Here is a 12,941-nt window from a genome sequence, read left to right as displayed (position 1 = left end):
CTCCCTATTCCTGGATCACGTACTTGTGGCAACAAGATTCAGTTCTCCGAGCAACCTCGAGACCTCGTCCATTGAATTGTAGAGGGATATTCCGACGCGTGTCACACCCCCGCGATCGAGCAACCCGAGTACCTCGATCGCGCGGAGGGCATAGAAGTGTCCGTCCCATGTGCAGAAACCCCGTTTTGCAAGGTAGCTGCAAACGTCCACGGCGCTTCGCGACCCGATCGTGAACGAGATGGTTGGAGCGCGCCGCCCGGATATGAACGGTTGCCCATAAATCGTCACGCCGGGAAGTTGGCGCAAGCCATCATAGAGCGTGCTGGCGAGTGAACGCTCGTGTTCACCGATGCATTGCATCGCCGCGACGAGCTGCGAACGCAGATCTACCCCCGAGCCGAGGGAGGCAAGGTAGTCGATGGAAGCCTTCACACCGGCGATTGCTGCATGGTTGAGTGTCCCGGTCTCAATTCTGTACGGCGATTGCTGATCCTGCGTGCGAAGACGATCCGGTTCCAACTGGTCGAGAAGTCCCTCGCGGGAATACAGTATGCCAACATGGGGACCGTAGAACTTGTAGGCGGAGCAGATCAGGAAATCGGCACCGATCGCTTCGACATCGATGGAGAAGTGGGGTGCATAGTGAACGGCATCCAGCATCAACCAGGCTCCGACCTTCGATGCAAGTTCACGCGCCAGTGCGATGTTATTGACTGTCCCCAAAGCGTTCGACGCCATGCCGATGGCAACCAGGCGTGTCTTCGATCCAATCCTCGAGCGCATGTCGTCGTAATCCAGCGTCCCGTCTTTTCTCAAGAGCACTTCGTTGACGACAACACCCCGCTCCCTGAGCATGAGCCATGGACCGCGGTTCGCCTCGTGATCAAGCTGTGTGATGAGAATTTCGTCCCCTGGTTTCAACAGCCGTCCGACAGCATGGCTCAGGGAGAAGCTCAGCGTTGTCATGTTCGCACCAAACGAGATACACTGCGGTCCGCGGGCGCCAAGAAATGCTGCGACGGAGCGTCGTGTCTGCTCGAGAAGTTCGTCGGACTCCTGTGTCGTTATGAAGGCACCGTGCGTATTCGAATTACAGGTAGTGTAGTAATGGATGATCGCATCGATGACCGAACGGGGGATTTGTGTCCCGCCAGGCCCGTCAAAGTAGACCAGCGGTTGTCCCTGGAACTCCCTTCGAAGTGAAGGGAAATCAGCTCTGCGAGCGAACAGCAGCTCAGATGCAGCAGGCAGCGTCTGCGAATTCATTGTGCGTTTCCGGTCGGATGATGACAGAGATACGGACTTGGATCAGAGTGATGCTTCTTCAGTGGACGATGAAGTCTCCGGATACTCAAGGCCTGATAGACTGGAGAATCTAGGTATTGCAGAGGCGAGAATCAAGAAATCAGAAGGCAGAATTCAGAATTCAGAATCCAGGATGGACGAAGCGGGGGGAACACTGGATACACCGCAGGCGCGCCTACACAATCACCGCCATCCGTTTCATCCCACTTCCTTCGCCAAAATCCACTGAATGTGCAACTTAACAAATCGGATTGCGTTAACACAGCTATGCCTTCTGTACATCTGAGACATCTCCGTTCTCCTTCGGGTAATTCCGTCATCCTCAAACCTAACTACGGCATCCCATGCAGCCTTTCTTGATACTCCTTCTTCTCTTGCCCTTTGGCTTCGAAGCGGTAGCCGGCGATCAGCGGGCGCTCAAACTCAAGCGATCAGCTGAACGGATTGTCGTTGACGGAACCATCGACCCGGCGTGGGCCACCGCAGATTCTGCCGACGGTTTCATCATGCAGCAGCCGTATCACAACATCCCGTCAACGCGCAGAACAGTCGCCAAGGTTCTCACGACGGACGAGTCATTATATTGTCTGATGGTCTGCTTTGATCAGCGTGACAGCATTCAGGTCATCACCGGGAGGCTTGACAATACCGATGGCGATAACGCATCGATCATGATCGATACCTTTCTCGACAAACGAACGGCCTACAAATTTGGTGTCACGGCGTCGGGGGCCCGATCGGACTGCCGCCTTCTGGATGATGCCCGCAACAGGGATTACAGCTGGGACGGCGTTTGGTTCTCGGCGTCAAAGGTCTATGATTGGGGGTATGTGATAGAATGGGAGATCCCGTACCGATCGATCCAATATGATCAGAGTCTGTCGGAGTGGGGACTTGATTTCGACCGGTGGATGCCGGCGCACCATGAGGATACATACTGGTGCACTTATGAGGAGAACGAAGGACAGCGGGTGTCGAAGTTTGGCAAACTCGTGTTTGAGGGATTTCATCCGACCATCAAGGGGAACAACCTGGAGTTCTATCCGGTTGGCATCACGAGGGCGACGTATCTGGGAGACGGGAAATACAAAGGAGACCCGGACGCAGGCCTCGATATCTTTTACAATCCTTCACAGAAACTAACATTCCAGCTCACCGCCAATCCCGACTTCGCACAGATCGAAGCCGATCCGTTTGCATTCAACATCAGCCGTTATGAAACCTACTTCGACGAACGCCGGCCGTTCTTCACGCAAGGGAATGAAGTGTTCATGCCGACCGGCCGCGAGCGGGGCACGGGGTTCTATCGTCCGTTGGAACTGTTCTATTCCCGCAGGATCGGAAAAGTACTGCCCGACGGCTCCGAAGTTCCTCTTCAGCTTGGCACGAAGGCGTTCGGCCGGCTTGGGGAATGGGAGTACGGAGGTTTTCTCGCGATGACGGGGGACCAGGATTACACTCAGGACGGAGAGCGGAAAACAGAACCGAGAGCGTACTTCAGCTCGGTGAGGTTGAAGCGGCAGATCCTCGACAATTCATCTGTAGGAATATTGTTCGTCGGCAAACACGCGCTGGATCACGATGATGGAGTAATCGATATCGATGGGGCATTCCGTGCATCGGACTGGCAGCTCTCATACCAGTTCGCCCGATCATTCAAGAACCGGGAAGGCGGGTTGGCCAGCTCTGCCGGGTTCCTGATGGCGAAGGAGAATATGATGCTCTTTATCCGGGGCCGGTACATCAATGACGAGTTCGATGTAAACCAGGTGGGATATGTTCCGTGGATCGGCACCGGCGAACTTACCTCCATAGGTGGCCCGCGGTGGTATTTCAAGGATGGGTACATCCGGCAGATCTTGTTGCTTGGAGGATTCTCGCTTACGCACAAGAACGTGGAGACATATACCGATCAGTCGGGCGTTCTCGTGTTCAATATGCAGTTCAGGGACAATTGGGGTTATGAATTCGATTTCATCATGGGACGGTCCAAAGACCAGGGGGTGGTGTACGATTCGTATGAGCTGGACTACTCAGCATGGTGCAATATTTCTCCGAAATGGTACGGAAATACGGGTGGATCGTACTCCAAATCGTACAATTTTTCCCGAGAGTATCTCGCCCGGTATTTCTCAAGTTGGAGCGAGGTTGGCTGGCATGCGCTGAAAGTGCTTGATGTCGGTACGTCGTTCAACATGTTTGTCGAGGGGAATCCCGAGAACAAGATTCAGGACATTACCTATAACGCGCGTCCGTTTGTTTCCCTGACGCCAGTCAACGATCTCAATTTGCGGCTGTATCTCGACAACGTTTATGTCCGGTCGACCAAAAGGACGGAACGCATCATTTTCGGAGCCCTCTTTTCTTACAGCTTCCTGCCCAAGAGTTGGATCTACCTAGCCGTCAACGAATTGCGTGACAGGAGCGACGAGTTCGCCCCCAACGGCGTGCTGCTTCCCCATGCGCTGCACGTTACCGAGCGGGAGAGTGTTGTCAAGATCAAGTACCTCTACTATTTCTAGCGGCTCGGCCTGAAAGTCCCGCGAAAAGGCGCGAAGCCGCACAGCCGGTTTTGTGATGAGTTTTCGCAAACCTCTTCTTTGCGTGACATCGGTCTTATCGCGTGATCATCCCCGGAAATTGCGTTTCACTCCATTCTCACTTACCTTCTCACGTCAAACAGACTGAAAGGCCGATGCTGCGCAGGCTTCGTCTGTCAATTCCAATCAATCAAGCTCAGGAGGAACTATGGGGCGGAGTTACCGGTATGTCGTGCTGGTGGTGAGTCTGGTCGTGCTTGCTTCGGCAGTTCAGGCAGTGCTGGCGCAGGAAACTCAGAACGTCACGCTCGAAACCATGAACGACCCTTCGTTCGGTCAGGCGTTTTCGCTGCCGCGGGTCTGGTGGTTGAATGACAACTCTGCACTCATCTATGATTCGCGCAAGCCCGACAGTGTCCGCGTTTTGGAACGTTTGGACCCGTCAACAGGAAAGCGTGTACAGCTGTTCGATTGGACAAAAGCGAAAGAGAGCTTCGCGAAGCTCTTTCAGGCCGGGAAAGCGCCCAGGGTTTCGCCTGTGCCTTCGGCGTTCTCGGGAGCGGGAAAGTACGGTCTCTACGTGGTCGGCGGGGATATCTTCGTGCTGGACATACTGAATTCAAGTTTCATCCGCGTAACGGAGACCCCGGAAGAGGAGAAATCGATCAACTTCTCCCCTGATGGAACGAAGCTCGCGTTTGTGCGCGGCACGAATCTGTTTGCCGTGGATATCACCTCGAAAAAAGAATGGCAATTGACGAAAGACGGGAGCGAGACACTGCTCAACGGAACCCTTTCGTGGGTCTATTGGGAAGAAATCTTCGGCCGCCGTGATATCGGGTATTGGTGGTCAGGCGATTCTAAAGCCATCGCCTATCTGCAGACCGATGAATCGGAAGTCAGTATCGATCGTTTTGTGAATTTCGAACCGTGGACACCGACGGTGAAAACCCAGCGGTATCCAAAACCGGGGGAGAAGAACCCGGCCGTGAAGGTCGGCGTCGTCGAGCTTGGATCTGATCAGACAACGTGGGCGGCAATCGACCGCAGCTCATACGAGTACATCGTCCGCGTTGGCTGGCTGCCCGACAGCCGACAGTTCTGGGTCCGGACGGAGAATCGTTTGCAATCCCAGGTCGACCTGTATTTCGTGGATCGTCAAAGTGGAACGTCGAAGTTGATCCTGCGAGACACCGACGAGGCCTGGGTGAACATGAACGATGATTTCTATTTCCTCAAAGACAACAAGCACATGATTCTGGCTTCAGAACGGGACGGCTTCGACCACCTGTACCGGTTCACGATGAAAGGGGAGCTTGTCAACCAGATTACGAACGGTGACTGGGCCATGTGCTCTTCGGGGGGCGGCGCTTTTTGGGTGAAACGGGGAGTCACAGGGATTGACGAGGAAGGGGGATGGATCTACTTCACATCGCTCGAGAAGTCCTCGCTCGAACGACAACTCTATAGAATTCGTTTCGACGGAAAGAACATGGAACGCCTTACAACCGGCGACGGCACGCACTCCATTACGATGAGTCCGAATGCCAAATACTACTTTGACCGTTTCTCGAACACGATGACGCCGCCGTCTCTGACGTTGTGCGAATCCAAAGGGAAGGTGAAAATGACGCTGGCGACCCCCGAAATCGGAGGGTTCAAGACATTCGGCATCCAGGCACCCGAGCTGCTCTATGTCCCGGCGCGGGACGGGTTCAAGCTGCCCGCGTCGATCACGAAGCCGAGAGATTTCGACCCGACCAAAAAGTATCCTGTCATCGTGGAAGTCTACGGGGGTCCGTCGGCCCCGACGGTCTCCAATTCCTTCCAGTTCAACGTGTGGGACAATGTCCTGGGTAACAACGGTTACATTTGCGTGAAGATTGACAACAGGGCCGCAACGGGGATCAGCAAGAAGCTCGAAAACCTCATCGTGAACCGGTCCCCCGGCGAGATTGAACTCAACGATCTCGTCGATGGCGTGCGATGGTTCAAGCAGCAGCCGTACGTCGATCCTGACCGCATCGGCGTCACTGGTTGGAGCGGCGGCGGGACGAACACTGTTCTCGCGATGACCCGGTCGACAGAGTTCAAGGCCGGCATTGCCGGCGGCACGGTGACTGACTTCCGCTTCTATGATTCGAAATGGGGTGAGTCCCTGATGAAGACGGAGAAGGAAAACCTCAAAGGATACGAAGAGAACTCATTGCTCAAGTACGCGAAGGACCTGCATGGCAGGCTGCTGCTCGTCCACGGTTCGCACGATGACAACGTTCATATCCAGAATATCTGGCGCTTCATCAACGAATTGATCAAAGCGAACAAGCTGTTTGACCTCATGGTCTATCCGTTGCGCGGGCACGGTGTTGGAGATCCAGCAGGGAGCCGTCACTTCAACAATGTCCAGCTTGATTTCTGGAAAAGACACCTCTGATTCCTGCGGCATTGTCTCCCGAATCCCGAATTGGCCGCCACATGCACGAACTTGGCGGCCATTGTTGTTTACCCAGTTCTGCTCTGTCAGGACAGGCTGGTTCTCATCGCCGCTCTACGTTCCTTTATCACGAAGTCCGCTTCTTTTCCGAGGCCCCGCAGAAGGCTCCTTCTCACGTAACGATGGAAGGGAAGTTCATTCGAAAATTCATTATTATCGCGAACACCGGAATCAGTCTCTTCATTTCGGGTCTCTTTGATTGTGAATTGCATCCATCCTGAGGAGGTTCCATCCCATGCGAATGCTCAAATCTCCCATCCCTTTGCTTGTCGTACTCCTTGCCCTCGCCTGCGGCACATCATTTCTCTTCGCCCAAGCGACTGTGACGGAATCGAAGCAGGTGTTCCGGACGTATCCGTTCGGTGATCCTGACCCGATCGCCCGGTTTACAAACATCTATCCGTACTTCAGGTTCGAGGGATATGCCATCGCTCCCAAAGACCGGGAATGGAAAGTGGTGACGTTGGAGAACCCGTACATCAAGGTTCTGATAGCTCCGGAAATCGGAGGGAAGATCCTCGGCGCCATCGAGAAATCGACGGGTAAGGCATTCATCTACTTCAACCATGTGGTGAAGTTCCGCGAAATCGCGATGCGGGGTCCATGGACATCGGGAGGAATCGAGTTCAATTTCGGCGACATCGGTCACACGCCCGCGACTGCCACACCGGTGGACTATCTGACGCGCACGAACGATGATGGAAGCGTGAGCTGCATTGTCGGAACGATCGATCTCGCATCGAGGACGGAATGGCGTGTCGATATCCGTTTGCCCAAAGACAAAGCGTACTTTCAAACAGAGGCGTTCTGGTATAACCCTACAGATGTGAATACGTCGCTCTACCACTGGATGAACGCGGCAGCCGATGCGAGCGAGGATCTGCAGCTTAAATATCCTGGTACCGGTTTCATCGATCATGGGGGCGGAGCATTCTCCTGGCCGATCGACAACGCCGGACGAGACATCTCGCGCTATGCCAACAACGCGTTCGGCCCCGCCAAGTCGTACCATGTTCTCGGTTCCTATACCGACACCTATGCGGCATACTATGCCGGGAGCGATTTTGGTGTCGTACACTGGTCTCCGTTTACCGACAACCCCGGTAAGAAGATCTGGATATGGGCGCGATCAAGGGAGGGAGAAATCTGGACAGACCTGCTGACCGACACAGATTTGGGGAACAAGCAGTATGTCGAGATCCAGTCGGGATTGCTCTTCAACCAGGCGGCGGGCGGCAGTTCATTTACTCCATTCAAGCACCAGTTCTTCGCTCCGGTCAGCGAGGAGAGCTTTGTGGAAGCGTGGTTTCCGTTCAAGAACATCGGTGGCATGGTAGAATCGAACCTCAGCGGCACGCTCAACGTCCAGACTGTCGGCAAGATGCTCAAATTCGGATTTTGCCCGCTGGGAAAGACGGCCCAGCCGCTGACCGTCCTGCGGGGCGGAAAGGAAATCTACAAGAAGGATCTTGCGCTCCAGCCGCTGCAGGCTTTTACGGATTCAGTGGAGATCGGAGGGAGCGGGGAGATTGAAGTGAAGGTGGGGGATCTGATCTCCTACAAGTCAGGGGAAGACGAGGCGAGGAAACTTCATCGACCGGTCGTCGCCGGCAAGGAATTCGATTGGACGAGCGTTGAAGGGATGTACACCGAAGGCGCGGAACGAGCGAAGCAGCGAGATTACAAAGGAGCTCTCGAAAAGTACTCCGCTTGCCTCTCGAAAGATCCGGCACACACGCGGGCTCTCACAGGCGCGGCAGAAATCTACTTTCGCCGGATGGAGTATGAAAAGGCACTCGAGCATGTGAAGCGCGCACTTTCAAACGACGCCTACGATCCGGATGCTAATTTCAGCTATGGAGTTATCAGCAGAAAACTGGGCAATCTCTATGATGCGCTGGACGGTTTCGGGGTTTCGGCGCGCTCCATGAAATTCCGGTCCGCTGCGAACGCCGAAATGGCAGAAGTCTCGTTCCTTCAGCAGAAATGGCCTGCCGCAGAGGCGTATGCTTTCAGGGCGTTGGATTACGACCGGATGAATGCGAGGGTGAGCCGGTTCCTCCCTGTGTTGTACCGCTTTCAGGGAACGGATGAAGGTGCCAAGAACGCCATCCAGCACCTCCGCGAGATCGATCCGCTCAATCATCTTGCTGCATTCGAGGACTACCTCAGAGACACGACCTCCGAGAAGCTTGCGCGTTTCAAATCTGTTTTTCGCAGCGAGCTTCCGCAAGAGAACTATCTGGAGCTGGCAAGTTTCTATGTGGGACTTCGCCTCTTCAGCGACGCGCTCAAGGTCCTGGAACAAGCCCCAACGCATCCTATTGTTTCCTATTGGCTCGCCTGGCTGAATCATCAGGTGAAGGGGAATGCGAAAGCGGACTATTACCTTAAGGAAGCGCTCGAGCTCTCCGCGGCACTCGTGTTCCCATTCCGGCAGGAAACGGCAGAGATTCTGAACTGGGCTGAAACCAGGAAGCCGCACTGGAAAACGAAGTACTACCTTGCGCTTGTGTATCTGAGCAAGGATCGTGTTGAGAATGCGCATGTGTTGCTGGATGCTTGCGGGAGCGAACCTACGTTTGCACCGTTCTATCTTCTGAAAGGGAATCTGTTGCGAGCGCAAAAATCCCCTGGTGCTTTGAAAGAGTACAGAAAAGCTCTGGAACTCGGGAAAGGGGAGTGGAGAGCGTATCGGACTTTGATTGATTATGACGTAGAGCGGCTTGAGTATGCGAACGCTCTGGAAACGGCACGGTCTGCTGCCGAACGGTTCCCGGCCAGCTATGTCGCGTTGTTTGATTATGCCCGAGTTCTTCTGCTCAACCGTCAACCGGGAGAGAGCCTCGCCATTCTCGATACGCTGACCGTTCTTCCGTTTGAAGGAGCCCGGTACACCCGCGAGGTTTATCGTCAGGCGTGCATGCTCTCGGCGGCTCGCGCCATGAAAGCGGGCAAGTATCAGGAAGCTGGCGTTTTTCTTGGAAAGGCCCGACAGTGGCCGGAGCGGCTTGGTGTCGGGAAGCCATATGACGTCGACAACCGATTCGAGGACTATCTTGAAGGATTGAGTGCGAACAAGATTGGGGACAACGTGCGTGGGCGAAAGCTCTTTGAACAGGTCACTGCGTACACCCAGAGTCACGCGGGGGACATGGGTGTGAGCCGGTTGTTCGGGGCTCTTGCAGAAAGGGCTTTGGGTCATGAACAGGCGGCATTGAAGTTGCTCGAGCCATGGTCAAGAGATGGAAAATCCACCATGGCACGATGGTTGGTGTCGGTATTCAAAGGGGACAATGCAGCCATCGCCACCAGCGAAAGGGATCTGTACGGTGTGTCAAATGTATCGCTCATGGGTAGAGCTTCAATCGATCAGGAATTAGCCTTGCTGCTGGAGGTCTTTCACACTGTCCAGTTCTGAAGTGAAGAATCGCATCATATCGAAACAACAAGGAGTTGGAATTGATGATATCGAAACCAGCGTTGTTGTCCGTCATCGGGGTCGCACTGATCCTCGTACTCAGCCTGGGCGTCGTCTCGGCACAAGGATTGAAAAACCTGTTCAAACCTGAGCAGAGGTACTACGGCACAGGATCATGGAACGCCGACTCTCTGGGAAACCACCGCGTAGTGCTGAAGGTGCAGAAAAAGTCCGGCGCAGTCTTTGCCCATATTCCGTGGCGAAGGAGGGATGTAAACCCCGGACAGAAAAATATTTTCATCATCGATGCATCGACGGGGAAGAGGATCACAAATGTCAAGTGGATTCGGACAGACCGAGAAGCTGGGGAGGTGATGTTTGAGCCGCAGACAGCCCCGGGGGAATACTATGTGTATTACCTCATCTATCGATCGCGGGGATCGGCGAACTATCCCAAGGGGTACTATCAGCCGGTGGATCGGACAGCAGATGACGCTTGGCCGCAGAAGATCGGGCTGGACAATTTGGCGGGGACGGAGTCCCGTATAAGAAACCTGGAGGAAGCGGCGCTGGTTCAGTTCCAATCGATCGATGAGTTCAACAGTTTCTACCCCATGGAGGTCATCGCAACCTCAGACGAGATGGGAACGCTATTTGAGAAAAATGCTCAGTCTTCCTTTCTTGTTTTTCCTGAAGATCGGGACCATCCGATAAAGATGACGGCTGATCTCCCTTACAGATGGATAGAGAAGGGAGCTGCTCGCAAGTTTGAAGGATCCGCTGATCGGGGGGAATTCTATGCGTTTCAGGTTGGCTTGTACGCTCTGAAATCAAAGATCGAGAATGTGCGAGTCACTATGACTGATCTGAAAGGCCCCGGTGGAAGCAGGATCCCTGCCGCGAGTTTCTCGAGCTTCAATACCGGAGGTACGGACTGGAGGGGGAAAGCGCTCGTGAAAACCCTGGTCGTTGAGAAGGGGCTTGTCCAGGCGTTGTGGATGGGCTTTCAGGTCCCGGAGAGCGTACGGCCGGGGCTGTACGTCGGGGAAGTCAGCGTTGCGCCGAGCGGAATGAAAGAAGAGAAGATACAACTCGAGCTCAAAGTCACCGGTTCCCTCGCCGTTGCTCACGGGGACGACAACCCGCTCAAACTCGGTCGACTGCGCTGGCTTGATTCGAAGCTCGCCGCCGATGACGGTATCGTGCCGCCGTTCACGCCGGTCAAAGTCATGGACAACGTCGTCAGCTGCCTCGGTCGTGATGTGACGCTGACGTCAACAGGATTCCCTCAGCGGATATCCAGTCACTTCTCGCCGGAGGTCACGAGCCTCATCTCTGCGGGGAGAGACATTCTGGCCGGGCCAATCGAGCTGGCGATTGAGGATGCCGCCGGGAAGCTGATGTCGTGGAAGGGAAAGAGTCTGGCTTTCACAAAGAAGAGTGAAGGGGTGGCAGCGTGGAGGGCCGAGAGTCAAGCCGGCAATTTCAAGGTGGCAATGGAAGGCAGTCTGGAGTTTGACGGTTTCGCGGATTTTGAGGTGACACTGACAGCAAGTGAAGAAAGCGCTGTCACCGATATCAGGCTGGAAGTGCCGCTCGTCGCTGATGTGGCAAAATATATGATGGGTCTTGGGGCGAAGGGGGGATTGCGTCCGAAGCAGCTTGACTGGAAGTGGAATCCGAAATTCAACCAGGACGCAATCTGGATCGGCGACGTCAATGCCGGTGTGCAGGTGAGCTTCAGGGATGAGAATTACGTCCGCCCGCTCAACACGAATTTCTATCTCCTGAAACCGCTTGCCATGCCTCCGTCGTGGTACAACGACGGCAAAGGGGGCATACGGTTCAATGAAGAAGGGGGCGTCCTCCGGCTTCGGGCCACCAGTGGACAGAGAACGGTCAAGACCGGGCAGAAGCTCCACTTCTACTTTTCACTCCTGATCACGCCGTTCAAGGTCCTGGACACGGACGCACAGTGGAGCACCCGATACTACCACAAATACACTCCGATTAATAAGATCATCGAAACCGGGGCGAATACCGTCAACGTGCACCATGCAACAGAGGTCAATCCATATATCAACTATCCGTTTCTCAGGCCGGATGCGATGAAAGCGTACGCGGACGAAGCGCACTCGAAGGGTCTTCGGATGAAGATCTACTACACCGTGCGGGAGCTTTCGAATCGGTCTCCGGAATTGTTTGCACTGAGGAGTTTGGGCGACGAAGTCCTTTCGTACGGCCCCGGGGGAGGATTTTCGTGGCTTCAAGAGCACCTGGACACGAGCTATATCGCCGCGTGGTTTGTCCCCGAGTTGAAAGATGCGGCAATTATCAACAGCGGTGTCTCGAGGTGGCACAACTATTACGTAGAAGGACTGAACTGGCTGGTAAAGAACGCAGGGATCGATGGAATCTACATCGACGACGTCGCATTTGACCGGACCACGATGAAGAGGGTACGAAAGGTCCTGGATCGAAACAGGCCTGCCGCCTTGATCGATCTGCACTCAGCGAACCAGTTCAACCCGCGTGACGGCTTTGCGAACAGCGCGAATCTCTACCTCGAACACTTTCCGTACATTAACCGGCTTTGGTTCGGAGAGTACTTCGACTACGACTTTGCTCCGGACTTCTGGCTCGTAGAAGTGTCAGGGATCCCGTTCGGTCTGATGGGAGAGATGCTCGAAAAGGGAGGCAACCCATGGCGTGGAATGATATACGGTATGACGGCAAGGCTTCCCTGGGCGGGCGATCCGACTCCCGTTTGGAAACTCATGGACGAGTTCGGCATGAGCAAAAGTATGATGAAGGGGTACTGGTCGGCGGATTGTCCGGTCAAAACAGACAACAAGAGCGTCCTCGCGACAGTATATCAGAAAGAAGGGAGGACGCTTATTGCGCTTGCAAGCTGGGATCCAAAACCAGTCATCTGCAATTTGGCCATCGACTGGAAAGCGCTGGGTCTCAATCCCTCAAAGGCAGTTCTGCGGGCACATCAGGCGAAGGACTTCCAGCAGGAGAGAACATTTGGGCCAAATGACGGCATTCCGATTGATCCCGGAAAAGGATGGCTGCTCGTGCTCAGCGAAAAACCCTGACCTGGTTCTCAATGGGATGAGTGGAATGGGATAACGCATCGGAGTGACATCGGGAGACGAAGAGCGCTTCCCGCATATCA

At 54.5% G+C, this 12,941-nt stretch carries 5 protein-coding genes; 4 read left to right on the top strand and 1 reads right to left on the bottom strand.

Annotated features, from left to right (window positions below):
- Positions 1–15: 15 nt before the first annotated feature.
- On the bottom strand, positions 16–1,266 hold the full coding sequence (locus NTU47_10695; protein MCX6134268.1) for a cysteine desulfurase-like protein: 1,251 nt from the start codon (positions 1,264–1,266) through the stop codon (positions 16–18).
- A gap of 395 nt (positions 1,267–1,661) precedes the next feature.
- Here NTU47_10695 and NTU47_10690 point away from each other — a divergent pair, with 395 nt between their 5' ends.
- From NTU47_10690 to NTU47_10675, 4 genes are all read left to right on the top strand, one after another.
- Positions 1,662–3,827 carry a DUF5916 domain-containing protein gene (locus NTU47_10690; protein ID MCX6134267.1) on the top strand — a complete coding sequence of 722 codons (2,166 nt, stop codon included), beginning with the start codon at positions 1,662–1,664 and terminating at the stop codon, positions 3,825–3,827.
- A gap of 226 nt (positions 3,828–4,053) precedes the next feature.
- Positions 4,054–6,279, top strand: coding sequence for a DPP IV N-terminal domain-containing protein (locus tag NTU47_10685; GenBank protein MCX6134266.1), 2,226 nt, complete (start codon positions 4,054–4,056; stop codon positions 6,277–6,279).
- Between the two features lie 295 nt (positions 6,280–6,574).
- Positions 6,575–9,760 (top strand): DUF5107 domain-containing protein, encoded by a 3,186-nt coding sequence (locus NTU47_10680; GenBank protein ID MCX6134265.1) that lies wholly within the window; start codon positions 6,575–6,577, stop codon positions 9,758–9,760.
- A gap of 44 nt (positions 9,761–9,804) precedes the next feature.
- A complete protein-coding gene (locus NTU47_10675; protein ID MCX6134264.1) occupies positions 9,805–12,861 on the top strand; it encodes a DUF6067 family protein in 3,057 nt (1,018 codons plus the stop codon).
- Positions 12,862–12,941: the final 80 nt, after the last annotated feature.

The organism is Ignavibacteriales bacterium, from assembly GCA_026390595.1.
GTDB lineage: Bacteria > Bacteroidota > Ignavibacteria > UBA10030 > UBA10030 > UBA9647.
Note: the sequence above shows the minus strand (reverse complement) of the source record. Positions and strands in the feature narration are given on the sequence as shown.